The organism is Caulobacter sp. 10L414 (genome assembly GCF_056395525.1).
Genome location: NZ_JBFTJR010000024.1, coordinates 59,943 through 83,291, shown reverse-complemented (window position 1 = coordinate 83,291; position 23,349 = coordinate 59,943). Strand labels below are relative to the sequence as shown.

24 protein-coding genes and 1 pseudogene are annotated in these 23,349 nt (G+C 67.6%); 11 read left to right on the top strand and 14 right to left on the bottom strand.

Annotated elements, in window-relative coordinates; genetic code table 11:
• Nucleotides 1-497 precede the first annotated feature (497 nt).
• The 4 genes from AC1DCG_RS11945 to AC1DCG_RS11930 are packed head-to-tail and all read left to right on the top strand — an operon-like array spanning nt 498 to nt 6,344.
• On the top strand, nt 498-1,331 hold the full coding sequence (locus tag AC1DCG_RS11945; RefSeq protein WP_477030544.1) for a TnsA endonuclease N-terminal domain-containing protein: 834 nt from the start codon (nt 498-500) through the stop codon (nt 1,329-1,331).
• Nucleotides 1,328-3,520 carry a hypothetical protein gene (locus AC1DCG_RS11940; protein ID WP_477030543.1) on the top strand — a complete coding sequence of 731 codons (2,193 nt, stop codon included), beginning with the start codon at nt 1,328-1,330 and terminating at the stop codon, nt 3,518-3,520. Before AC1DCG_RS11945 ends, AC1DCG_RS11940 begins: the two co-directional genes overlap by 4 nt.
• Complete coding sequence (locus tag AC1DCG_RS11935; RefSeq protein ID WP_477030542.1) at nt 3,517-4,419, top strand: TniB family NTP-binding protein; 903 nt, start codon at nt 3,517-3,519, stop codon at nt 4,417-4,419. Before AC1DCG_RS11940 ends, AC1DCG_RS11935 begins: the two co-directional genes overlap by 4 nt.
• On the top strand, nt 4,416-6,344 hold the full coding sequence (locus tag AC1DCG_RS11930) for a hypothetical protein (RefSeq protein ID WP_477030541.1): 1,929 nt from the start codon (nt 4,416-4,418) through the stop codon (nt 6,342-6,344). Before AC1DCG_RS11935 ends, AC1DCG_RS11930 begins: the two co-directional genes overlap by 4 nt.
• Here the strand turns inward: AC1DCG_RS11930 and AC1DCG_RS11925 are convergent.
• Together AC1DCG_RS11925 and AC1DCG_RS11920 are read right to left on the bottom strand one after the other, a co-directional pair.
• A complete protein-coding gene (locus AC1DCG_RS11925; RefSeq protein ID WP_477030540.1) occupies nt 6,341-6,514 on the bottom strand; it encodes a hypothetical protein in 174 nt (57 codons plus the stop codon). The two genes, AC1DCG_RS11930 and AC1DCG_RS11925, sit on opposite strands and share 4 nt — an antisense overlap.
• Before the next feature lie 529 nt (nt 6,515-7,043).
• Nucleotides 7,044-7,571 (bottom strand): gamma carbonic anhydrase family protein, encoded by a 528-nt coding sequence (locus AC1DCG_RS11920; protein ID WP_477030539.1) that lies wholly within the window; start codon nt 7,569-7,571, stop codon nt 7,044-7,046.
• A gap of 314 nt (nt 7,572-7,885) precedes the next feature.
• On the opposite strand from AC1DCG_RS11920, the gene AC1DCG_RS11915 reads away from it, so the two are divergent.
• On the top strand, nt 7,886-8,665 hold the full coding sequence (locus tag AC1DCG_RS11915; RefSeq protein ID WP_165261703.1) for a PhoH family protein: 780 nt from the start codon (nt 7,886-7,888) through the stop codon (nt 8,663-8,665).
• Between the two features lie 101 nt (nt 8,666-8,766).
• Entirely contained in the window at nt 8,767-10,758 is a 1,992-nt protein-coding gene (locus AC1DCG_RS11910) for an OPT family oligopeptide transporter (RefSeq protein WP_477041496.1), read from the top strand.
• A 233-nt stretch (nt 10,759-10,991) separates the two neighbouring features.
• On the opposite strand, the gene AC1DCG_RS11905 is transcribed toward AC1DCG_RS11910, so the two are convergent.
• Nucleotides 10,992-11,675, bottom strand: coding sequence for a GNAT family N-acetyltransferase (locus AC1DCG_RS11905; protein ID WP_477030537.1), 684 nt, complete (start codon nt 11,673-11,675; stop codon nt 10,992-10,994).
• 99 nt (nt 11,676-11,774) lie between these two features.
• Here AC1DCG_RS11905 and AC1DCG_RS11900 point away from each other — a divergent pair, with 99 nt between their 5' ends.
• Complete coding sequence (locus tag AC1DCG_RS11900) at nt 11,775-12,632, top strand: hypothetical protein (RefSeq protein ID WP_477030536.1); 858 nt, start codon at nt 11,775-11,777, stop codon at nt 12,630-12,632.
• Here the strand turns inward: AC1DCG_RS11900 and AC1DCG_RS11895 are convergent.
• On the bottom strand, nt 12,623-13,234 hold the full coding sequence (locus AC1DCG_RS11895; protein ID WP_165261695.1) for a TetR/AcrR family transcriptional regulator: 612 nt from the start codon (nt 13,232-13,234) through the stop codon (nt 12,623-12,625). The genes AC1DCG_RS11900 and AC1DCG_RS11895 overlap by 10 nt on opposite strands.
• A 94-nt stretch (nt 13,235-13,328) precedes the next feature.
• Between AC1DCG_RS11895 and AC1DCG_RS11890 the strand changes: the two genes are divergently transcribed.
• Nucleotides 13,329-14,594 (top strand): MFS transporter, encoded by a 1,266-nt coding sequence (locus tag AC1DCG_RS11890; RefSeq protein WP_477030535.1) that lies wholly within the window; start codon nt 13,329-13,331, stop codon nt 14,592-14,594.
• Here the strand turns inward: AC1DCG_RS11890 and AC1DCG_RS11885 are convergent.
• From AC1DCG_RS11885 to AC1DCG_RS11855, 7 genes and pseudogenes are all read right to left on the bottom strand, one after another.
• Nucleotides 14,591-15,007, bottom strand: coding sequence for a PIN domain-containing protein (locus AC1DCG_RS11885; protein ID WP_477030534.1), 417 nt, complete (start codon nt 15,005-15,007; stop codon nt 14,591-14,593). The two genes, AC1DCG_RS11890 and AC1DCG_RS11885, sit on opposite strands and share 4 nt — an antisense overlap.
• Nucleotides 15,007-15,291 carry a type II toxin-antitoxin system Phd/YefM family antitoxin gene (locus AC1DCG_RS11880; protein ID WP_477030533.1) on the bottom strand — a complete coding sequence of 95 codons (285 nt, stop codon included), beginning with the start codon at nt 15,289-15,291 and terminating at the stop codon, nt 15,007-15,009. The genes AC1DCG_RS11885 and AC1DCG_RS11880 overlap by 1 nt, the downstream gene beginning before the upstream one ends.
• 81 nt (nt 15,292-15,372) lie before the next feature.
• Nucleotides 15,373-15,579, bottom strand: coding sequence for a DUF3126 family protein (locus AC1DCG_RS11875; RefSeq protein ID WP_101711814.1), 207 nt, complete (start codon nt 15,577-15,579; stop codon nt 15,373-15,375).
• Nucleotides 15,580-15,685: 106 nt separating this feature from the next.
• Entirely contained in the window at nt 15,686-16,597 is a 912-nt protein-coding gene (locus AC1DCG_RS11870) for a LysR substrate-binding domain-containing protein (protein ID WP_477030532.1), read from the bottom strand.
• Between the two features lie 140 nt (nt 16,598-16,737).
• Nucleotides 16,738-16,897: pseudogene (locus tag AC1DCG_RS11865) on the bottom strand (hypothetical protein); the annotation flags it as partial.
• Nucleotides 16,898-16,904: 7 nt separating this feature from the next.
• The gene (cysE, locus tag AC1DCG_RS11860) at nt 16,905-17,735 is read right to left on the bottom strand and encodes a serine O-acetyltransferase (protein ID WP_165261685.1); all 831 of its coding nucleotides are present in this window, start codon (nt 17,733-17,735) and stop codon (nt 16,905-16,907) included.
• A gap of 35 nt (nt 17,736-17,770) precedes the next feature.
• The gene (locus AC1DCG_RS11855) at nt 17,771-18,418 is read right to left on the bottom strand and encodes an NUDIX domain-containing protein (RefSeq protein ID WP_477030531.1); all 648 of its coding nucleotides are present in this window, start codon (nt 18,416-18,418) and stop codon (nt 17,771-17,773) included.
• 77 nt (nt 18,419-18,495) lie between these two features.
• On the opposite strand from AC1DCG_RS11855, the gene AC1DCG_RS11850 reads away from it, so the two are divergent.
• Complete coding sequence (locus AC1DCG_RS11850) at nt 18,496-19,110, top strand: nitroreductase family protein (protein ID WP_477030530.1); 615 nt, start codon at nt 18,496-18,498, stop codon at nt 19,108-19,110.
• A 184-nt stretch (nt 19,111-19,294) separates the two neighbouring features.
• Here AC1DCG_RS11850 and queF read toward each other — a convergent pair whose 3' ends face one another.
• Nucleotides 19,295-19,750, bottom strand: coding sequence for a preQ(1) synthase (gene queF / locus AC1DCG_RS11845; protein ID WP_477030529.1), 456 nt, complete (start codon nt 19,748-19,750; stop codon nt 19,295-19,297).
• Nucleotides 19,751-19,836: 86 nt separating this feature from the next.
• Here queF and AC1DCG_RS11840 point away from each other — a divergent pair, with 86 nt between their 5' ends.
• Together AC1DCG_RS11840 and AC1DCG_RS11835 are read left to right on the top strand one after the other, a co-directional pair.
• Entirely contained in the window at nt 19,837-20,634 is a 798-nt protein-coding gene (locus tag AC1DCG_RS11840; RefSeq protein ID WP_477030528.1) for an SDR family NAD(P)-dependent oxidoreductase, read from the top strand.
• 248 nt (nt 20,635-20,882) lie between these two features.
• A complete protein-coding gene (locus AC1DCG_RS11835; protein WP_477030527.1) occupies nt 20,883-21,575 on the top strand; it encodes a TorF family putative porin in 693 nt (230 codons plus the stop codon).
• Nucleotides 21,576-21,637: 62 nt separating this feature from the next.
• On the opposite strand, the gene AC1DCG_RS11830 is transcribed toward AC1DCG_RS11835, so the two are convergent.
• Together AC1DCG_RS11830 and AC1DCG_RS11825 are read right to left on the bottom strand one after the other, a co-directional pair.
• A complete protein-coding gene (locus AC1DCG_RS11830; protein WP_477030526.1) occupies nt 21,638-22,291 on the bottom strand; it encodes a cysteine hydrolase family protein in 654 nt (217 codons plus the stop codon).
• Nucleotides 22,288-23,349: an LLM class flavin-dependent oxidoreductase gene (locus AC1DCG_RS11825; RefSeq protein ID WP_477030525.1), complete on the bottom strand. Its 1,062-nt coding sequence runs from the start codon at nt 23,347-23,349 to the stop codon at nt 22,288-22,290. The genes AC1DCG_RS11830 and AC1DCG_RS11825 overlap by 4 nt, the downstream gene beginning before the upstream one ends.

Sequence of the window (23,349 nt, the reverse complement as noted above, 5' to 3'; positions counted from 1 at the left end):
GACGCAAACACACCAATTGCTTACCCATAGGCAAGCAAAGGCGTATGTAGCGCCGCCATATTCAGGCGATCTTCGATAGTGATCGGAACCAACCGAAACACCACATCAACCTAAAGACTTGATCAGACTCGAAATTTAATCTCGTATTCGCTAGCGCTGGATCAAGGCCAGGAAAAACGGCTGCGCGAAGCTTCGCGCGAAGACGCCCTACCTCGATGCAAGGTCAAGCGCCCGCTCCGTATCGGCAGCGGTCGAATGCTCACGCCTGTGCTCGAAAGGAGGGCCTGACCAGATACTTTTTTGAAACCGTCCGCTTAGGCGGAGGAACAAGAAGCCCGGGCTTGCAGGCCCGGGCCTTGTTTCGGAGAGAATCCGAAGTCGTTGGATATCGACCTAGGAACTCTCCCCCGACATCGCCGAATAGTCAACCGCCCTGATGGGCGGATTGCGAGCGCATGCCTGGGCTCCGCCCCTCCCAACCCTGGAAGAGGAACAACATGAACGACCTGTCTTTCCCCATGCGCCGAGGTCCTGCTCGGCCATACCCTTCGACGCGCCCCTCGGTTCGCAAGACCATCGAGCTGACCCTGGGCGCATCGCCAACCCCGCTGAGCTGGGCGGCGATCAACGCCGTCGGCCGGATCGTCACCACGCCCGACGACCGCCCCATCCGCACGATCATCACCGGTCGTCGGCGGATCACGACCGGCGCCTACCCGAGCATCAAGAGCGGCCGGTCTCATCCCTTCGAGGGCATGAACGAGCGTGGCTTCTTCATGCGCAGCGAGGTCGACACCCGCGTCGTCGACTACCAGGCGCAGCCCTTCCGGTTCGAGTTCGTGGTCGACGGCGTCAAGCGCATCTACATCGCCGACTGCGCCCGCCTGCTGGCTGACGGGCGGATCGAGGTCGTCGAGGTGAAGAACGACCGCCGGGCGCTGAAGGACCCCGACTACGCCTTGAAGCTGGCCCACGTGGAGCAGATCTGCGCTCAGCTCGGATGGAGCTTTCGGGTCGTTCTGAAGAACGAGATTTTCCTGCCGGCCACGGTCTTCGCCAATGTGGAGGACGTACAGGCTTGCCGCCAGGTTCGGTTCGACGCCTCCCACGGCTACATCGCGCTCGACCTGATCGAAAGCATGGGCGGTCAGGCGCCGCTCGGCGCCCTGGCCGAGCGTATCGGCGACCGGCGTGTCGGCATGGCGATCGCCAAGGCGATGATGGTCGCCCGTCTCATCGACATCGATCTCACCCGCCCGCTCGGCGCCGACAGCGCCGTAAGCGCGATCTGCGGCGTCGAATCTCTTCGTCAGGAAGGAGCTGCATCATGAGCCTTCCGATCCGCATCAGCACCGGCGAGCTGTGGGAGTTTCGCGGCCAGCGACTAATCTTCGAGCGCGAGCTGGGCGACAACTTCATCTACTTCATCCGCGAGCAGAACGGCGGGCCGTTCCAAATCGAAGGCGCCCTGGGGGTGTTGGGATGGCCCGATACCCAGTGGTTCTTGGACGGACTTCGCACTGGCGATCTCAGGAAGGTCGCCATGCGAGATGGTCTCGCAGGCCGCCAGAAACGGCCTTCACTCGACGACGACCACGAGGCCCTAAACGCGCTGGACCCGAGAGCGCGCCTGCGCCTGTTCGTCACCCGCGGCCTCGACGCCATGGGGGATATTCCCCGTAGTGACAGGGCCCTGACACTGGCGCTCTCGCGGCTGTGGGCTGAACATCCCGAGAAGGCTGCGGCGTTCGGGGGCAAACCATCAACCCGTTCCGTGCGCCGTTGGCTCAATGGCCGCGGACTGCCCGGCGAACGCGCCCTCAAGGACATGGTCGCGCTGAACCGCCAGATGGAGCGATCTCGCCGGCTACCGCCTACCACCCGGGCGCTAATACGGCGATGGGCCTTCTGGTACTGGACCCGCACCGGCTGGAGCATCGTGGACGCCTACGCTCGGTTCACCAAGCTGTTCGACTACATCAACCGGCGTCGCAGCCGCGGCGGACGACTTTCACAGCTCAACCGGCCTGCCTACGAGACGTTCCGAATGGAAGTTCGCAGGCAGGAGAACTACGAAACCTGCCGGCTCAAGCACGGCACCAAGAAGGCCCACCTGCGCTTCAAAGCGTGCGGAGTTGGACTGTCGGCCAGCCGCTTCCTGCGCCTGGGCTGCATGGACCACACAGTGCTCGACGGCATGGTGGTCATCGACACAAACCTCATGCTGCCGGCTGGCCGGCCAACCCTCACCGTCCTGATGGATGTCAGGACACGCTGTATCGTGGGCTCCCTGCTGAGTTTCGAGCCACCGTCCCTCTATTCGGTGATGGAGTGCATAAAACGCGGTAACCGACCGAAGCTGCACACCGGCGCGCTGGCCAAACGATACCCCGTTCTCGACCAGATCTTCGGTCGCTTCGACGAGATCGTGGTCGACAACGGCAAGGAATTTTCAGGGACCTCCCTTGAAGACGCTATGGCCGACGTCGGCACCACCGTGCGCTTCGCTCCTGTCGGCTCGCCCACCTACAAGGCTGTTGTGGAAAGGTTCTTCGGAACCCTCAATAGCCTGCTCAATACGAAGCTACCGGGYGCCGTCTTCAAGACGGAGCTGCTTCGAGAGATGGGCTATGATCCATCGAAAGACGCCGTGCTGACGCTGGAAGAGCTCGAGGAGCTCCTACACGAGGCCATCGCCGTCTACCATGTCAGTCACCATACCGGTGTCGACGCTCCGCCAGCCCAGCTCTGGCAACAGGACATGGAAGCCCATGGCATCAGTGTCATTGGGGATGAGCGGCTACTCGACAAGGCGCTCGGCGCGGTCACGTCCTGCCGCGTCACTACGTCGGGCGTCACCCTCTTTGGCCTGCGCTACCACGACGAGGACAAGGTCGGAGCGCTCCTCGAAGAGCTGATCGCTTTCGAACCCGTTCGGGGCCAGAGAAAAGGCTCCGCCGTCGTCACGGTGAAGGTCAAATACAACCCGGCGAACCTGGCCGAGATCCACGTCTGGAACAGGCGTCGCAACACCTATGTGACGCTCCCCTGCGAGGACGAGCGCTACGCCGCCGGCATGTCGTTCTGGCACCACCGGAAACTTCAGGAATGGGCCAAGAACCGGGGCCTCGCCTTCAACACGCGGGTTGAACGCTTGGTCGCCAGAGCCAACCTCATCGAACGGATCGAGGCCAGCGCCCCGCACCTGAAGGGCAAGGCTCGCAATGCGATGCGCCGCTTCCTGAACGGCCCCAAGGTCCAGAGGCCGAGCGGAAGCCCTGTGATCGCCTACGCACCAGCGCGGCATGACGGGCTGGCTCCGATCATCGAGCACGACCTGCTTGCGGGGAGCCGCGCCGATGGCGGGCAGGCCCCAAAGCGGCCGGCCAGGCCGAAGAAGCCCAAATCGAGCCCGCGCAAGAGGACGCGGAAATCATCCAAGGCCCTCACCCCGCCGAACGTGCGTAGCGACGCCGACTTCTCCGTCGACATCACCAAGTGGCAGGAGCCGGAACTATGAACCGCGACCAGATCGCAGCGAAAATCGCCGACTTCGGATCGATCTACATCCCCTATCCGCCACACTCCGAATTCCAGGAGGCTTGCGATTATCTGATCAAGCTCGGCCGCGCGACGCGCGGCCGAGCCCAGAAGGGCCTACGAACGCTGGCGGCGACGGGGTCGGGGAAAACCACGGCGGCCGAGGCGTTCGTCCGACGCTTCGAAACCGGCCACCCCCGCACGGAGGGATATGTGCCCATCGTGCTGATCGCGCTGGAACGTGCAACGACGGCCAAGAAGCTGATGATGTCGATCCTCGACTTCTTCGGCGACAACTACTCCAGCAGCGGCAACGAGCAGACCCTCAAGAAGCGGGTGAAGGCTTGCTTCGAGCGTTTCGGCACGGAGCTGCTGATCATTGATGAGGTGCAGCACCTGAACGCTCGCGTCTCCGACAAGAACGACGTCACCGACAGCTTGAAGCGCCTGCTCGACGACGGCGTCGTTCCAATCGTGTTCCTCGGGACAGACGATGCCGAAGATCTCTTCACCAGAAACCTTCAACTGAGCGGCAGGCTCATCGTGCCCTGCGACTTCAGGGCCCTGACTCTTTCGAGCCCCGCGGATCGATCGCTTCTGGCTGGCTACGTCACCCTCTTGGATCGGGCTATCGTCGAACAACGAATACTGCCCAACCTGTCCGGGCTGAACGATCCGTGGGTGCTCGGCTGCCTCCATGCCGTCTCCAGCGGCGTGATCGGACGGGTCTCGAGGCTGGTGGGGGCGGCRCTCGAAATCGCCCTACGCCGGGACGCCAGCCAGCTAGAAACTTCCGACCTCGCCGATGCGGTCGACCGATGGGCGATCCCGAACGCCATCTGCCAAACCAACCCTTTCCTCCAGGCGCGGCCGTCATGAACATGGCCGTGGAAATCAGGCGCCGCACCCGCGGCGCCTCGATCCTCTTCCCGCTGGAGCCAATGCTCGACGAGAGCATTCGGGGGTATCTGGCCCGGGTCGCGGACTGGAACTGCTTCGACAGGCGAAACGCCCCTCTACGTTTCGCGGGCCTGACCTATATCGGCCGTGACGTCTCCGATCGGATTTCGACGGAAATCTCGGCCGTCTCCCAGGTGCTCGGCATACGGGAAGGGTCCCTGCGCCGAATCTTGAACCCGAGCATCGGGGGCAAGTTCGAGGGCGTGAACTACTTCGGCCTAGCGATCCCTCGCCGCCAACTGGAACTGGATTTTCGCCGCGTCTCGCCCGCCTCTCTGCGGCTGTCTCGCCATCACCGCGCCCGATGGCAAATTCGATTGCTGCCGTTTTGTCCAGAAAGCTGGGAGCACCTGATAGACAAGTGCCCGAACCCCACCTGCGCCACACCACTTCGCTGGACCGACTGCCTTGAGCTCGATCGCTGCGAGCACTGCGATTTCGACCTCAAGCTCGCCAGTTCATCCCTCGTTCCAGACGAACTCCGCGACACATTGAGTTTCGTCACGGATCTCGTTCATCCCACGCCCGGCGTGCAGGCCGGCGCGGTCGCCAGGTTGCCGCCGCCGCTCAACGACCTCCTCGCCCAGGACGTGTTCGAGATGCTGTTTCTGATCGCCAGATCAGTAGAACCCGAACACGTCAGGCTGGGCACGTCGCCCCGGTTCGATACGGCGAACCTAGCGCTCGCGGCGCAGGTGTTGCTGGACTATCCGGCAACCTTCGACCGGTTGACGCAAGCCGGTCGCAGCGAAACCGACCACAGCGTCAAGCCGCTCTTCGCAAAGCTGAGACGCCGCGCCAAGGAGAGAAGCGGCATCACCAAGGCCTTGCTCCTGTCGATGGTCGATCGCGCCGAGAGCACGCATCATGGCCCGGTCCGCGCCAGGAAAATCCGGGAGGAGGATGGCGAATGGACGTTCCAACGGTCGGCCGTGTGGCTGGGGATCCCATTCTATCAGTTCAAAAAGGTCGTCACCGCGGGCCTGGTGGCGCCCACTGACCGCAAAGACGCGGTGCGCGATATACGCTGGGTCAGATCCAGCGAGGTCTACCCGCTGGGCATCTCACTTCGCCAACGCATGGCGCCGATCGAGTTCGTCCAGAGCTATCAATTGCCGCTTGCGGGCGTGGAGCAATTGGTAAGCCTGGGCCTTCTGGAGCCCTGCACCGAGCCGATCGTGCAACTGCTCTATCCTGGCTTCCAGCTGGATCGGGTGAGCGTACTCGGTTTCGTAGATCGGCTGGCCGAAGCCTTGGCGCCGCCGCTTCCCGACAGCGTCGCGCTGGAGGACGTCTTTCATGGCGTAGGCGGCGGCGAGAAGCCGTGGGGCCTGGTGATCCAGGCCGCCCTCGATGGGCGGATCCCGGGCGGGCTCGGCGTCGAACCTGGCGAGCGCCTTCAATTCCAGCGACTGACGATCTCGCGGCAGTTCGCTTGGGAGTTCCTGGCCGGGCGCTACCCCGATCTTCTGGCCCTGCCGCGCAGGTCGAAGCTCCTAGACCCCGCCGCGGACTTCAATCGCATCGAGGCCGAGCGCTACCTGAACTGCTTCCCGCGTGACCTGGCCTGGCTGATCTCCGGGAGGCACATCTCGTCCCACAGCAACGGCCAGTTCGTCGGGCGGGCCAAGGTCGAGAAGCTGGCGCGGAAGCTGATCAGCGCTCGCGAGATCAGTTGGCGCTGGCGTGTCTCGCCGACGATGCGCGATGCCCTGCCCGATCGCGCCGTCGGCCCTTTCTGGCTCCGAAGTGCGGTCGAGGAGCATTTCGCCAAGCTGTTCGGCGACAGCGTTCAGCCATGGGACGGCTTCGACAGGACGTCGATGTTAGAGGGCGGGCGCTAGAACAGCGCTCGTCCGACCAGCATCCCCGCCGCGAAGATCGAGGCTCCGATCAGCGGAGAGGCGATCAGCAAGGTTGTCAGCCACGTGTTCGAAACCGGCGAGCCGGCGCGGCTGCGCGCCAGGGCGCGGTCGATCCGCTTCAGGTGGGCCTCGTACTCGGCGTTGGTCATATTGCCGCACGTCCCGCTGCTACGCCGCGAATGATCGGCCAGAATGGCTCAGCGGTCCAGGCTGACGCCGTTTCGATGCGGAAAGTACGGGAAGCGCAAACTCGGGCGCTCCGACTTCGCCGGCTGCCTGTCGGCGACAAGAGGAACCGGGGACGCTTCTAAGCTGGAAATCGCCTCGTGAGGACAAAGGTAAGCCGTGTCCCCTCGTTGCAGGTTTCGCCCGGCCTCGGGAGTTCAACGGCTTAGCCGGTCGGTCCAAACCGGCGCCGACAGAAACGCCACGAAGAACGCCGTTACGGATTTTGCGCGAACTCAACCTTAATCCGATCGGAAGGGGCGGCCGACATCATGACGGTCATCAGATCGGCCGGCGGCTTCGTGGAGAGCGCCCTACCGGCCCGTCCGACTTCCACGCCGGCGACAGTCCCGCCGCCGCCGTGAGAAGGCCCCGCGCATCCAGCCCCTTTGCGCGGGTCTGACAGGAGCGCCGCCCATCCCCCCCTCCGGGCGGCGCTCCTGCGCTTTTCGCTCAGATCGCCTTGAGGCCGGCGCGATAGCGCTTCCAGTTCTCGACATAGTGCAGGGCCGAGGCCTGCAGGATCATCGCCTGATGCTCGCTGACCTCGCGGATGATCTTGCCCGGCGCGCCGACCACCATCGAGTTGTCGGGAATCTCCTTGCCCTCGGTGATCAGGGCGCCGGCGCCGATCAGGCAGTTCTTCCCGATCTTGGCCCCGTTGAGGATGATCGAGCCGATGCCGATCAGCGAGCCGTCGCCGATCGAGCAGCCGTGCAGCATGACCATGTGGCCGACGGTGACGTTCGCGCCGATGGTCAGCGGGATCCCCGCGTCGGTGTGCAGCACCGAGCCGTCCTGGATGTTGCTGCCCCGCCCGATGGTGATCGGGTCGTTGTCGCCGCGCACCACCGCGCCCCACCAGACGCTGGCGTTCTGTTCGAGCACGACATTGCCCATCACGCTGGCGGTCGGCGCGATCCAGTATTCGTCTTCCGACGGAAGGTTCGGCGCGATATCGCCCAACGAATAGACAGTCATCCGTACACCCCGTGTTCTTCCAAGGCTGCGACCTTTAATCGCTCATAAACCATAAAAGCCCCTATTGTAGATCCGGTGATTCGGGGTGGAACATCCTTCCATCGGGGGACTTTCCTACCGTATCCGCCGCGGTCCATACCGTCCGCGGCCTCCTGACGACGGAGAAACAGGTCTTGCGTTCGGCGTTCCGGCGTACAGCACCGCCTTCCTGGGGCTCCACCGAGCCGCCTGGCCGCGCCTGCGGCTCCGTCTTCTGCTCCTCTCATCGACCCAAGGACGACGCCTTACGGCCTCGTCCTTTTTTTTATGCCTGAATGGAGGCTTTGATGACCAAGCGAGCCCTGAAGCGGATGGTGCGCGAAGGCGCTGACGGCCGCTACGACGACGACGCCAAGGTGCGTCGCCTGCCGGTGGAGCATCGCGGCGGCTGGTCGCCGCTGGGTGAAGCGGACAACGCGCCCCGGGATCAGAGCTACATCAAGACGATAAAACCGAAATCGCCAGGCCAGGCGCAACTGCTGGAAGCGATGGACAGCAAGAACCTAGTCATGGCGCTGGGTCCGGCCGGCACCGGCAAGACCTACCTGGCCATCGCCAAGGCCGTCGAGGCGCTGGAGGCCGGCCGGGTCAACCGCATCGTCCTGTCGCGCCCCGCCGTCGAGGCCGGGGAGTCGATCGGCTACCTGCCGGGCGACATGGAAGACAAGCTGGCCCCCTACCTGCGGCCGCTCTACGACGCCCTGACCGACCGCCTGTCGGTCAAGCGCATGCGGGCCCTGATGGCCGAGGGGGCGATCGAGATCGCGCCGGTCGGCTTCATGCGCGGCCGCACGCTGAACAACGCCTTCGTGGTGATCGACGAGGCCCAGAACTGCACCTACATGCAGCTGAAGATGCTGCTGACGCGCCTGGGCTGGCATTCGACCATGGTGGTCACGGGCGACCCGAACCAGTCGGACCTGCTGCCGGGCATCTCGGGCCTGGGCGACGTGGCCGATCGCTTCGAGCAGATGTCGAACATCGCCGTGGTCCGCCTGGCCGACCAGGACATCGTCCGCCATCCGTTGGTGGCCGAGATGCTGGGCGTTCTGTGACCCTCATTCTGTAATTTCATAACAGTTCATGCCCTTCCGGGCTTGAGTATGGGGCGGTCGGACGGCAAGGTCCGGCCGCCTTAACTTTTTGCGGAACCCGCATGTCCGATATCACCGCCGCCCCGCGCTCGGAGTTCACGCTCCGCGGCGTGATCCTGGGCATACTCATCACCGTCGTCTTCACGGCCGCCCAGGTCTATCTGGGGCTGAAGGTCGGCCTGACCTTCGCCACCTCGATCCCGGCCGCGGTGATCTCGATGGCGCTGCTGCGCTTCTTCCAGACCTCGACGATCCAGGAAAACAACATCGTCCAGACGATCGCCTCGGCCGCGGGCACGCTGTCGTCGGTGATCTTCGTGCTGCCGGGCCTGCTGATGATCGGCTGGTGGTCGAACATCCCGTTCCTGGCCACCTTCGGCATCTGCGCCGTCGGCGGCATCCTGGGCGTGATGTACACCATCCCCCTTCGCCGGGCCCTGGTGACCAACTCGCCCCTGCCCTACCCCGAAGGCGTCGCCGCCGCCGAGGTGCTGAAGGTGGGCTCGGGCTCGCGCGAAGGCGCGGCCGAGGGCAAGGCGGGCCTGTGGGCCGTGATCGCCGGCACCCTCAGCTCGGCGGCCTTCGCCGCCCTGGGCGCGGCCAAGATCTTCGCCGCCGAGGTCGCCGCCTTCGTCAAGGTGGGCAAGGGCGCGACCGGCATCGGCGCGTCCAGCTCGCTGGCCCTGATGGGCGCGGGCCACCTGATGGGCATCACCGTCGGCATCGCCATGTTCACCGGCCTGTTCATCGCCTGGGCGGTGCTGGTGCCGATCCTGACCGGCGTGTTCCCAGCCGAAGCCGGCGCCAGCGTCGCCGACCACGCCCTGACCGTCTGGGCCACCAAGGTGCGCTTCCTGGGCGCCGGCGTCATCGGCGCGGCCGCCATCTGGACCCTGGGCAAGCTGGTCGTTCCGATCTGGCGCGGCCTGGTCTCGGCCTTCGAGGCGGGCAAGGCCCGTCGCTCGGGCGGCGGCGACCTGCCGCGCGTCGAGCAGGACATCCCGCTGTTCGTCGTCGGCCTGGTGTCGGTGGCCCTGCTGGCTCCGGCCGGCTGGCTGCTGGCGGCCTTCGCGCTGGGCGGTCCGGCCGGCGCCCTGGCCCTGCCGCTGACCATCGCCGCCGTCGCCTACCTGGTGTTCGCCGGCCTTCTGGCCGCCGCCGTCTGCGGCTACATGGCCGGCCTGATCGGCTCGTCCAACAGCCCCGTCTCGGGCATCGCCATCCTGACGGTGCTGGGCGCCTCGCTGCTGGTCGGGGCCATCGGCCGCGGCCTGATCGGTCCGGACGCCGCCAAGGCCCTGGTCGCCTTCGCCCTCTACGTCACCGCCACCGTGCTGGCCGTGGCCGTCGTGGCCAACGACAACCTGCAGGACCTGAAGACCGGCCAGCTGGTCGACGCCACCCCGTGGAAGCAGCAGTCGGCCCTGGTGATCGGCGTGCTGTCGGGCGCCGTGGTGATCCCCTTCGTGCTGGACCTGCTGGCCAAGTCCAACGGCTTCGTCGGCGCGCCGAACCTCAACGTCGTGCCCGGCGCCGAACCGCTGGCCGCGCCGCAGGCGACGCTGATCTCGACCCTGGCCAAGGGCGTCATCGGCCATAACCTGCAGTGGGACCTCCTGGGCGTCGGCGCCCTGATCGGCCTGGCGCTGGTGGTGGTCGACATCGTGCTGCGCCGCGCCAGCAAGGACCGCTTCAGCCTGCCGCCGCTGGGCGTCGGCCTGGCCATCTACCTGCCCAGCGCCGTGACCGCCCCGGTGGTCGTCGGCGCCCTGGCCGGCTGGATCTTCGAGCGCGTGGTCTCCAGGGACCGCAAGGCCKAGGTCGCCAAGCGCCTGGGCGTGCTGATCGCCTCGGGCTTCATCGTCGGCGAGAGCCTGTTCAACGTGGCCCTGGCCCTGCTGATCGTCTCGACCAACAAGGGCGCGCCGCTGGCCATCGCCAACCCGCCGCCCGAGCACCTGGGCATGATCATCGCCATCATCGTCGCGGCGGTCGTGGTCGCCGGCCTCTACGGCTGGTGCCGGATCCAGGCGCGGAAGATGGAAGAGGCCTGATCGGTCTCTCTCCGCGGATAGACGAAGACCCCGGACGGCCAGCGCCTTCCGGGGTCTTTTCGTTTAGGGGCCATGCTAGCAGGCTCCGCTCATTCTTCACCGAGCTTCCCCGCGCAGGCGGGGATCCAAGCTGTCTTTCAGGAAGAGGCGCGCCCATGGATCATCCGCCTGCCCTGCTTGGATCCCCGCCTGCACGGGGATGCTCGGATTAGGGGTGCGGAAATATGGACCGCCTACGCCGCCGCCAGCACCGTGAACCACACGTCGGCCCGCCGTGCGAACCCCAGGGCCTGGTACAGCGCGTTGGCCCCGGCGTTGTAGGCGTAGCTGTGCAGGAACGGCGTCTCGCCCCGCGCCAGGATCGCGCCCGCCACGTGGGCCATCAGGCCGGCGGCGTAGCCCTTGCCGCGAAAGTCGGGCCCGGTGCAGACGCCGCTGACCTCGGTGAAACCGTCGGGCCGCATCCGCTCGCCGGCCATGGCCGCCAGTTCGCCGCCGACCTTCACGCCGACGAAGTCGCCCAGTTCGTGGGTGCGCGAGAAGAACGGGCCGGGCTTGGTCAGCGTGGCCAGGGCCAGCATGTCGGCCGCGTCGGCGTCGCCCAGCGAAATGATCTCGAAGTCGAGCGGCTTCAGCGGCGTGATCGCCCGCGCCGTCATCTGCCAGCACAGGGCGCTGGAGGCTGCGTCGGCGCCGGGAACCGGCGGCGGCGGGGAAAGCTCCACGAGGCCCGAGGGTCCATGCTCGCGCACCAGTTCGCCCAGGGCCGCCAGGCTCTCGGCCGTCTCGTCGGCCAGCGCGGCGAACAGGCCGAAGTCCGGATCCATCCGCAGCGCCCCGCCGCGCGGGATCGCCAGATGCGCCTGCCGGCCGGTCAGGCTGGACCAGACGGGACGATCGAGAGGATGGGCGGACATGGCGGCTCCCTGCAACGCGACGCGAGCTTCACAGAGGTTTCGCCGCCGACGACAGCGATCTAGGATTGCATCGCCCCCACCGCCACCCGAAAGGCGCCGATGAAGTCCGCAGCCGCGATCGCGAGCCTCGCCCTGGCCCTAATGGTCGCCGGCCCTGGCGGCGCCGCGCCGCCGCCGCCCGTTCCCACCCCGCCGGAACTGGAAAAGCCGATCGACGGCTACGACCTGCGCACGCCTTACCAGCTGTGGTGGTACTGGATCGAGCACAGCAAGGGTCCGATCATCGAGGCGGTGATCGACACGCCCGCCACGCCTCCGCCGGGCGAAAGGGCGTTCGGACAGCGGCAGCTATATTTCAAGGGCTTTGGGGAGATGGGCCTGTTCGCCGGCGGCGACGCCCAGCTCTTTTGCAGGCCCGCTCAGCCCTACGGCTTCGACAAGGACAGCTGCCACATCGTGCTGCGCAAGGTCAGCATCCCGGTCGAGGTCGGCGGCCACAGCAAGCCGACCTCGCTGTCACGCTGGATGCGCGAGAACTTCGACGGCCCCGCCCTCGCCCGGCATCTGAAGGCCGAAGGCGTCTCGCCGCAGACCGACTGGTGGTTCGCCGACCGCGCCAGGATCTTCGCCGCCTCGGCCTCGCCGGCCGCCGCCCTGAAAGCCGAACTTCGGATCGAGCGTGTCGATTCCCGCGACTGCCCCGCCATGGCCAAGGCCTTCGCGGCGCTCGACGCGGCGAGCCTTGATCTGCGGCTGGACCTTTTCGGCGTCGGCAAGGACGCCGTTCTAAGAGCGCCCATGCCGCACTCCAGCCAATGGGTCTACACCCTGGGCCTGATGCGCGAGGACGGCGCCGTGACCCTGGAGACCACGAGCAAGGCGGTCGAGGCCCACGTCGTTCCGATACTCAAGGCCGCCGACGCCTGCCTGGCCTCGGCGCCCAAGCCTCAGCAATAGGCCGCGATCAGGGCCTTCACCGCACCCACCACCGCCAGGGCCGGCTTGTCGTCGTCGTCGAACATCTGGCTGGAGGTGAAGACGCCTTCGATCAGCAGCATCATCGCATCGCCCAGGGCCTTGGGGTCGGACGCGCCCATATGGGCGGCCTTTTCACGCAGGCGGTCACGCAGGTCCTGCTTGTGCGCCTGCGACACGGCGCGGCCGGCATGGGCGCGGTCGGGATACTCGACCACCGCGTTGCTGAGCGCGCAGCCGCGATAATCGGCGCCGCCCGAACGCGCGGCCAGGCCTTCGAAATAGGCGATCATCTGCGCCTTCGGGTCGTCGGGAAACGCATCCTCGGCCGACTTGAAGCGATCCCAGAAACCGTCCTCCACCTCGCGCAGCACCGCGGCGACCAGGTCGTCCTTGGACTTGAAGCTGCGATAGAGGCTGGGCTTGGTCACGCCGGCCCTGCTGACGATCTCGTCCACCCCGACGGCGCGGATGCCCTCGCGATAGAAGAGGTCGCGGGCCGTCTCGAAGATCTTCTCGGCCGCCCGCGCGCCGGGCGCGTACGGCTGCAGGTGGAGGGGGGTGTCGGCGTCGTTTTTCGTCATAGCTCAGAAGGCCTCTTGACGATGTTACTAACCGGTACGTACAACGCCATCAAGACCCGTACCGATCGGTTACATTTTCCACGAGGAAGCCCGCATGGCGACGATCCGACGCCCCTTCGGCCGCAACTACGCCTTCGTGGTGGCGGGCGTGACCTTCCTGGCCCTGCTGGCCGCGGCCGGCCTGCGGGCCGCGCCGGGCGCGCTGATCCTGCCGCTGGAAAAGAGCTTCGGCTGGGATCGCGGCTCGATCTCGCTGGCCGCGGCCATCGGCATCTTCCTCTACGGCCTGACCGGCCCCTTCGCGGCCGCGCTGATGCAGTCGTTCGGCGTGCGCAAGACCGTCAGCCTGGCCCTGGTGCTGATGGCGATCTCCACCGGCCTTTCGGCCTTCATGACGCAGAGCTGGCACTACGTGGCCACCTGGGGCGTACTGGCGGGCTTTGGCAGCGGCGCGGTGGCCATGGTGCTGGGCGCGACGATCGTCAATCGCTGGTTCGTCGAGCGGCGCGGCCTGATGCTGGGCCTGCTGACCGCCGCCACGGCGACCGGCTCGCTGATCTTCCTGCCGGCCATGGCCTTCATCGCCGAACACGGCGGCTGGCGCCCCGTGGTGCTGACCGTGGCCGCCGTCGCCGCCCTCATGGCCCCCATCGCCTGGCTGCTGATCCCCGAGCGCCCCTCCGACATCGGCCACAAGCCGTTCGGCGCGGGCGAGGACTGGGTGGAGCCGCCGCGCGGCTCGGCTTCCAACGCCCTGGCCGGCGCCTTCGGGGCCCTTGCCCGCGCATCCAAGACCCGCACCTTCTGGCTGCTGTTCCTGGGCTTCTTCATCTGCGGCCTGACCACCAACGGCCTGATCGGCGTGCACATGATCGCCTTCTGCGGCGACCGCGGCATGCCCGAGGTGCGCGCCGCCGGCCTGCTGGCGCTGATGGGCCTGTTCGACCTCTTCGGCACCACCGCTTCGGGGTGGCTGACCGACCGCTACGACCCGCGCAAGCTGCTCTTCGTCTACTACGCCCTGCGCGGCCTCTCGCTGATCTACCTGCCCTATTCGGACTTCTCGATCGTCAGCCTGTCGGTGTTCGCGGTGTTCTACGGCCTGGACTGGATCGCCACCGTGCCGCCGACCGCGCGCCTGGCCACCCAGGCCTTCGGCGACCGAGACGGCCCGATCGTGTTCGGCTGGATCGCCGCCGGCCACCAGCTGGGCGCGGCGACGGCGGCCGTGGGCGCGGGCATGATCCGCGCGGCCCAGGGCCAGTACGTCCAGGCCTTCGTGCTGGCGGGCGTGGCCGGCCTGATCGCGGCGGGCGCCTCGCTGCTGATCCGCCGCGAGGTGAAGGCGGCGGCGGTCTAGGCGCTCCAGGGATCGAGCACGGCGCCGCCCCAGGCCTCGAAATCGCGGACGTTTCGGGTGACCAGCGTCAGGCCGTGCACCTCGGCGGTGGCGGCCAGGAACGAGTCGATGATGGGAATAGTCCGCCGAGCGTTCTCGGCGGCACGGCGTATGCGGGCCTGCGCCTTGGCGACTTCCGCGTCCACCGGCAGGACGCGACCGGCCAAGTCGACGATCAACTGGTCCCGCCAGACCCTGATACGTTCCGCTTTGCGGCTGGGCGCCACTCTTTCCAAGCCATAACTGATCTCGGCGATGGTGAGCGAGCTGACGAACACCTGATCCGGCGGGCAAGCTCGAATCCAAGCGAGCACGGCGGTGTCTCCGCGATCCTTGAAGGGCTCACAGACCGTATTGGTGTCGAGCAGAAACATCAGAGCTCGATGATCCGTCCGGGGTCCTTGTCGCGGGCGAAAAGTTCGTCGGTTTCCTCGTTGGTCAGAAGACCACGAATGCTGGGATCCAACAGTACGTCGATGACGGATCTCGACGCGCCCGGCGCGGCGGCTCGCAGCCGCTCGTACTCTTCGGCCGACAGCACGACGGCGGCGTCCTGGCCGTCCCGAGTCAGGTGCTGGGGCCCCTGCGTGCGGGCGCGCTCGACCACCTCGCCGAACTTGGCCTCGGCTTCTGCCAGGCTCCAGGTCCCGTCAGGCATGACGCCCTCACCAAAGAAAACGACCACCCGGGCAGGATAGCCAGGGTGGTCGTTTTTTCAAAGCCGAAGGCGCTTAGAGGCTTAGTCGAGGTCTTCGGCCAGGATGGCCATCTCGAACATGTACGAGCCGTCCTCGTCCTCGTCCTGGAAGACGACGCCGATGAATTCGCCCTTCACCTCGACCTCGGCCGAGTCCTTCTGCTTGGGACGGGCCTTCACGGCGATGTGCGGGTTGCCGAAGGTGCGCTTCAGGTGGGCTTCGAGCTTGGCGATGGCGGCGGCGTCCACGGGGGGCTCCTGATCTCGTTGTTGGTCTTTCGCCCCCGTGGGGCGGAATGGCGGGAAACTAGAGGTCCACGGCGCAAAGTGTAAGGCCTTTTGCGCGGGCGCCCGCTCAGGTCTGTTGAGAAAACCGCGGCGGCGAGGCGGCCCTGCCCTGCTCGACCAGCCAGTCGCGGAACCGCCGCGCCCCGCGCGAGGCTCCCGCCTTGGGGGTCAGCGCGCATAGCAGGGTGGGCTGCGGGACCATGCCGAGCGGCGCCACCAGCCGTCCGGCCGCAAGGTCGCGCTCGACGAAGGCGTGCGGGACCATGGCCACGCCCAGCCCCGCCGCCGCGGCCTCGATCATGTAGAAATAGTGGTCGAACTCGCGCACCACCCCGGCCGGCGGCAGGGCGACGCCCGCCCCGTTCGCCCACTGGTTCCAGCCGTGCAGGAAGGTCCTGGTGTGCAGACGCGGCAGGGTCAGCAGGCCCTGGACGCTGGAGGCCCTGGCCGCCAGGTCCGGCGCGACGACCGGACCGACATGGGTGTCGAGGAAGGCCGTCGCCTCGCCGTCCGGCGAGGCTGGCCCGTCGGGATCGCGCATGCGGATGGCCAGATCGATCCCGTCGGCGCGGAAGTCGAACGGCCCGTTGGATTCGGCCACCCGCACCGGCGTGTCGGGAAAGCGCTCGAGGAAGTCGGGCAGGCGCGGGATCAGCCACTTCATGGCGAAGGTCGGCAGGCACGACACCACCGTCGGGCGCGGCTCGTCCTCGGGCGGCCGCGGCACGGCCTCGTCCAGGATGTCGAAGGCCCGCGTCAGGCCCTGGGCCAGCCTCAGCCCGGCTTCGGTCATGGTCAGGCGGTTGCGCGGCCCTTCGGTCAGGGCCACGCCCAAGTGATCTTCCAGCTGCCGGATCTGGCGGCTGACCGCGCCATGGGTGACGCACAGCTCGTCGGCGGCCAGGGTCATGCGGCCACGGCGGCCGAAGGCCTCGAAGGCGCGCAGGGCGTTCAGCGGCGGCAGCGGACGTCGGGCCATGTGATGAAACCTCACAGACCTCGACCGATAAGTCGTTAGCCGCGCGACCGCAACCGCCGGATAAGCGAACGCATGGACAGAACGCGGAAGATCACGCCGGCCCAGTGGGCGGCGATCGCGGCCCTGTGGGCGCTGGCGATCTACGGGATGACGGCCAAGCCGGCCGAGAGGCCCGAGCAGGCTCGGCTGACCGGACGTGCGTCCTTCGAGGCCCGCTGCGCGGGCGCCTCAGGATGAGGACGTCCCTGCACTGATCACCTCATCCTGAGGTGCGAGCCGAAGGCGAGCCTCGAAGGACGCAACGCACTCAGATCACGTAGTCGTACACCACGTCGGCCAGGGTGTGGTCCATGGTCCGGGCCGGCTCTTCGCAGGTGGGGCAGTTGACGATGCGGGCGGGCACGCCGGCGGCCGTGCAGTGCGGCGGGATGGGCTTGAGCACCACCGAGCCGGAGGCCACCTTGGCGTAGTCGCCGATCTGGATGTTGCCCAGCACCTTGGCGCCCGCGCCCAGCAGCACGCCCTTGCCAATCTTCGGGTGGCGGTCGCCGCGCTCGGCGCCGGTGCCGCCCAGGGTCACGCCGTGCAGCATCGAGACGTCGTCGCCGACCACCGCCGTCTCGCCGATGACGATGCCGGTGCCGTGGTCGATGAACACGCCCGCGCCCACGCGCGAGGCGGGGTGGATGTCGACCTGGAAGACCTCGCTGGCCCGGCTCTGCAGGTAGAAGGCCAGGGTCTCGCGATTGTTCTCCCACAGCCAGTGCGACACGCGGTGGGTCTGCAGGGCCAGGAAGCCCTTGAAGAACAGGAACGGCTGGACATAGCCCTTGGTGGCCGGGTCGCGCTCGAACACCGCGCGCAGGTCGGCCTCGGCGGCGGCCACCAGGGCCGGGTCGCGCTCGAAGGCCTCGGCGGCGAATTCGCGGGCGGTCATCGCCCGCATCTCCTGGTCGCCCAGCTTGCGGGCTAGTTGGAAGGTCAGGGCGTCAGCGAGGTTGTCGTGGCTGAGGATCACGGCGTTGAGCAGCGAGGCCAGGGCCGGCTCGGCCTTGGCGGCGTGTTCGGCCTGGTTGCGCAGCGCGGCCCAGACGGGCGGCGCGGCCTTATCGGTCACGACTTCCAGAGGCTTGGCCACGGGGCTCTCCCTTCCCAGCGGAGACTAGAGCATATTTATTCAAAACGCTCCAGCCGAACAGGCGACGCAGACTTAGCGGCGCAGACGAGCGCGGCCAGATCGGCCGGCAGCTCGCCCACGGACGCCATATGGTGCACCCGGAGCAGTAACGCCACCGTCAACGAGTCCGGCATCTTTCCCGTGACCGCCGCGTGGAGAGCCTCGCCGAACGGCACGCGCGCCACGGCCAGGTCCTCGGTGTCGTCGGGCTCGGCCCTGGTCGGCGAAAGATCGAGCGCCAGAAAGCCGTAGGCGATCTCGTCGCTGATCGAGTTGGAGAGCTCCATGGTCAGGATCGGCCGCCAGTCGGCGGCGGCCAGGCCGACCTCCTCGGCCAGTTCCCGCTTGGCCCCGTCCAGCGGATCCTCGCCCATGGGCGCGCCGCCCTCGGGGATCTCCCAGCTGTAGTTGCCGCGCGGAAAGCGAGCCTGGCCGACCAGGGTCACCGTGCCGTCGGCATGCAGCGGCACGACGCCGATCGCCTGGTTCTTGAAGCGGACCTTGCCGTACAGGGCCGGACGGCCGGTCGGGGCGACCGCCTGATACTCGGTCACCTCGATCCAGGGATTGTCGTAGACGACCTTGGCGCTGGTGACGCCCCAGGCCTCGCCGTGTGGTTTCAGCCAGGCGAATTTCTCGGACATGCGAACGGCTCGCGACTTGTGCCGGCCGTGGCTCGGCCATAGGTGACGTGCCTGTAGCGCGCTTTCAGGAGATCGTCTTGGCCGGTTCCATTCCCCCCGCCCCCGAATTCGGCGAACCGATCGCGATCGAGGCGGCGCCCGAGGTTCTCGCCTTCCTGGCGCGCCGCCGCTCTGCCTCGGCGATGGCCCTGGTCGCGCCGGGCCCCAGCGAGGACGAGCTTTCCGACCTGCTGCGCCTGGCCGCGCGCGTGCCCGACCACGGCAAACTCTTTCCCTGGCGGTTCGTGATCCTGCGCGGCGAGGCCAAGGCCGCCTTCGCGGCCAGGATCGCGCCGCTGGCCGCCGACCAGGCCAACCCGACCAAGGCCACGGCCGCCATGCGCAAGCTGACGACCCCGCCGCTGGCGATCGCGGTGATCTCGCGCCCCGCGCCGCACGAGGTGCCCGAATGGGAGCAGGTGCTCAGCGCCGGCGCGGTCTGCACCCAACTGCTGCTGGCCGCCTCGGCCATGGGCTACGGCGCCAACTGGATCACCGACTGGTACAGCTTCGACCAGCAGGCCCTCAACATCCTCGGCGCCGGCGCCGACGAGAAGGTCGCCGGCTTCCTCTACATCGGCACCTCGGCCGAACAGCCGCAGGAACGCGTGCGGCCGGATATCGCGGCGATCACCAGCGAGTGGAGCGCGTAACCCCTTCTCCCCTTGCGGGAGAAGGTGTCAGCGCAGCTGACGGATGAGGGGTCGCACCCACGAACAACGCCGCGGCAGCTGATCGGCTGCCGCGGCGTCTTGCTTTTGAGAGACCCCTCACCCGACCTCCCTTCGGGAGGCCACCCTCTCCCGCAGGGGGAGAGGGATCGGAGGTCTTGGGCGGTCACCCCCGGCCGCGATACGGGGCCACGCCCTGGTCGGGCACCCACAGGCCTTCCGGCGCCGGGCCGGTCTGCCAGAACACGTCGATCGGGATGCCGCCGCGCGGGTACCAGTAGCCGCCGATGCGCAGCCAGCGGGGCTTGGCGACCTCGACGATCTTGCGGGCCACCTTGACCGTGCAGTCCTCGTGGAACGAGCCGTGATTGCGGAAGCTGGTCAGGTAGAGCTTCAGCGACTTGCTCTCGATCAGCCAGTCGCCCGGCGCGTAGTCGATGACGAGGTGGGCGAAGTCGGGCTGGCCCGTCACCGGGCACAGCGAGGTGAATTCGGGCGCCACGAAGCGCGCCAGGTACAGCACGTCGCTCTGCGGGTTCGGCACGGCCTCGAGGACGGCGGCTTCCGGGCTTTCGGGAGCGGCGACGGTCTGGCCCAGCTGGGTCACGGAAAGTTCGGTCATGGCGGCGATTTAGGCCTCCGCCCGCGGCGAGACAAGCGCCGGCGCCCCCGCTACGGTGTCGCAAACAATCGTTTGGGAGAGACGCCATGACGGACTTCGACGGCTTCACGGTGGTGGTGACGGGCGCCTCGACGGGCCTGGGCCGGGCGATCGCGGTCGAGACGGCCCGCCGGGGCGCGGGCCTGGTGGTCGTCAATTTCGCCCGCAGCGCGCAGGAAGCCGAAGAGACCGCCCGCCAGGTCGAGGCGCTGGGCGCCAAGGCCGTCCTGGCTCAGGGCGACGTCGCCGACGACGCCGACTGCCGCCGGATCGTCGAGGCCGCGGCGCCGTCGGGCCGCATCGACGCCCTGTTCAACAACGCCGGCATGACCAAGTTCGCCCCGCAGCACGGCGACCTCGATGCGGTGAGCGCCGAGGACTTCCTCAAGCTCTATTCGGTCAATGTGGTCGGCGCCTTCCAGATGGTCCGCGCCGCCCGCAGCCTGCTGGAGGCCGCGCCCCGTCCGGGCGCCGTGGTCAACACCAGCTCGATCGCCGGGGTGATGGGCAACGGCTCGTCGGTGCCCTACGCCGCCTCGAAGGGCGCGATGACCACCATGACCCTGTCGCTGGCCCGCGCCCTGGCCCCGAAGATCCGGGTCAACGCCATCTGCCCCGGCTTCATCGACACCCCGTGGTTCGGCAAGGCCATGGACGAGGACCGGGTGGCGCGCCTCCGGGCCGGAGCGGCGGCGGCCACGCCGCTGCAGGTGGCCTCCACCGCCGAGGACGTCGCCGGCGCCGCCGTGTTCCTGGCCTCGCCCGCCGCCCGTCACGTCACCGGCGAGACCCTGCTGGTCGACGCCGGCCTGCATCTGGGCGCGGCGGGCCTGTCGATGCGCTGAAGTCGCACGCAAACGCAGATCGACAACTTGCGAACAACTGTGGCCAACCTGCCGCTTGCGCGGCAAATACGCCACAGTTGCTCATGTTTTGAGCGATCCATGTTCTTATTGCTGGCGCTGTGCCCCCGCTGATTGCAACTAAAGCATGGCCCGCGGTTAATCCCGGCTTGTGAAGGAACGCGCTTGCAGGCGCCGCACAAGTTGGGACCACACTCCCGGCGGGCTACACAAAAAAGGGGATAACACGGATGAAGATCTTCAAGCTCGCGCTGGCCGCCGCCACCGCCTCGGTCGCTCTCGGCGGCGCCGCCATGGCTGAGGAAATCAGCCTCTCGTACAACGTCGGCATCGCCAGCGACTACGTGTTCCGCGGCGTCAGCCAGACCCAGGAAGATCCGCAGGTGTTCGGCGGCGTCGACCTCGGCTACGGCGTCGGCTACGCCGGCGTGTGGGCTTCGAACGTCGACTTCGGCACCGACGACCCGACCGTGGAAGTCGACTTCTACGCCGGCATCAAGCCGACCGTCGGCGACGTGTCGATGGACTTCGGCGTGCTCTACTACGGCTACTCGAAGGACAAGGGCCTGAACCCGGGCAAGTACAGCTACACCGAGCTGAAGGCCGCCGTGTCGAAGCCGATCGCCAAGGCCACCATCGGCGGCGCCGTGTACTTCTCGCCGGAATGGCCGGGCGACCTGGGCAGCGCCACCTACGTGGAAGTGAACGGCTCGTACCCGCTGACCGACAAGTTCTCGCTGAGCGGCGCCCTGGGCAAGCAGGCGATCGAAGACTCGGCCAACTACACCACCTGGAACCTGGGCGTCGCCTACGCCCTGAACGACAAGCTGTCGCTCGACCTGCGCTACTGGGACACCGACGCCCACGAGTGGGGCAACATCTACGACTCGCGCGTCGCGGTGTCGCTGAAGGCCTCGTTCTAAGCTACGGCTTTCGGAACGACGAACGAGCCGCCCGGGTCATCCCGGGCGGCTTTTTCGTGCGCTCAGCCGACGCCCCAGGCCGCCGAGACCTCGCTCGACCCCAGCACCAGGGCAAAGGACAGGCCAAGGCTCTTCAGCGCGCCCTCGTGCAGGTCGGCCTCGTAGGCCGCGCAGGCGTCGTTGACCACGAACACGTGGTAGTCGCGGTGGAAGGCGTCGCGCACCGTGCTGTCGACGCAGCACTCGGTGGTCAGGCCGCACACGACCAGCGTATCGACGCCCCGCGCCCGCAGCCGCGCGTCGAGGTCGGTGCCGACGAAACCGCTGTAGCGCGGCTTCCACACCACCAGTTCGCCCGGCTCTGGCGTGGGGCCGTAGAACTGCGCGCCGGGCGTGCCCTTGCGGCAGATCACCCGTTCGATCTCCGGGTCGCCGCCGCGCCGGCGCATGCGCTCCAGCATCACCGGCGAGTCGCTGCCCGGCGTCGTCTCCAGGCCGACGAACACCACCGGCGCCCCGGCCTCCCGCGCCGCATCGGCCAGCCAGGTCGCCGTCTCCACGGCCTTGGCCGTCGACGCCAGGTCGACCCCGAACCGGCCGATGACGCCGTCGGGCGCGGCGAAGTCCACCTGCATGTCGACGATCACCAGCGCCGTTCGCGACGGCGCGATCCAGGCGGCCAGGCCGCGCGCTTCGTCGGTCGGCAGGGCGTTCACGGATAGGCCTCGCGCAGGCCCGGCAGGATCTCGGCCCCGAACATCGCCAGGCCCGCCTCGTAGTCGGGGAAGATCAGCATCAGCCCGTCCAGTTCGCAGGTTTCCACCAGGTCGCCGATCCGCGCGCCGCAGGTCGCCGGCGCGCCGATCACGGTGCGGGTCATGAACGCCCCCTGCCGCGCGGCCGTCTCGGCCAGGCGCTCGGGCGGCACGCCCCAGTTGGACAACATGGTGGTGACCGCGCCCATGTCCACCCCGTCGCGATAGCGATCCGCCAGGGCCTGGGCCTGCGCGTCGGTGTCCGCGTGCACGACCGTGCACATGGCGTAGGTCCGGATGGTCTTGCCCAGGTCGGCGGCCCGCGTCCTCGCGCGGCGGCTGGCGTCGCGCAGGGCCGCCTCGTCCTCGCCGCCGATGAAGCAGGCGTCGGCCTCGGCCACGGCGAAGGAAAAGCCCCGCTCCGAAACGCCCGCGCAGATCAACTCCGGACGGGGCTTGCTGAGCGGCTTGGGCTTGGACTGGCAGTCGGTCAGCGTGAAGAAGCGACCCTGGTGGCTGACGCTGTCCTCGGTCCACAGGCGCTTGACCAGCCGCGTCCACTCCTCGGCCAGGGCGTAGCGGTCGTCGTGGGACAGCGCGTCGTCCCAGGCGCTCATCTGGGCGAACTCGTCGCGATAGGCTCCGGCGACGATGTTGAGGCCGGCGCGGCCGCCGCTGATGTGATCGAGCGTAGCGATCATCTTGGCCGCCACGGCCGGGTTTTGCAGCAGCGGATGCAGGGTGGCCCAGATCTTCACCTGCGACGTCGCCTCGGCGATCGCGGCCATCAGCGTCACCGATTCCAACGCCGCGCCCCAGTGGTCAGTCTCGCCGCCGAAGCCGCGGAACTTGGCCATCGACATCACGAAGTCCAGGCCGATCTGGTCGGCCAGCACGGCGGCGGCGCGGTTCTGCGGATAGAGGCCGTCGAGGGGCGGCGTGGTGCTGGAGACGATCCAGCCGCCGTTGGCCACGGGCAGGAAGACGCCGAATTCCTTGCGCCCGCCGTCTTGCCCCAT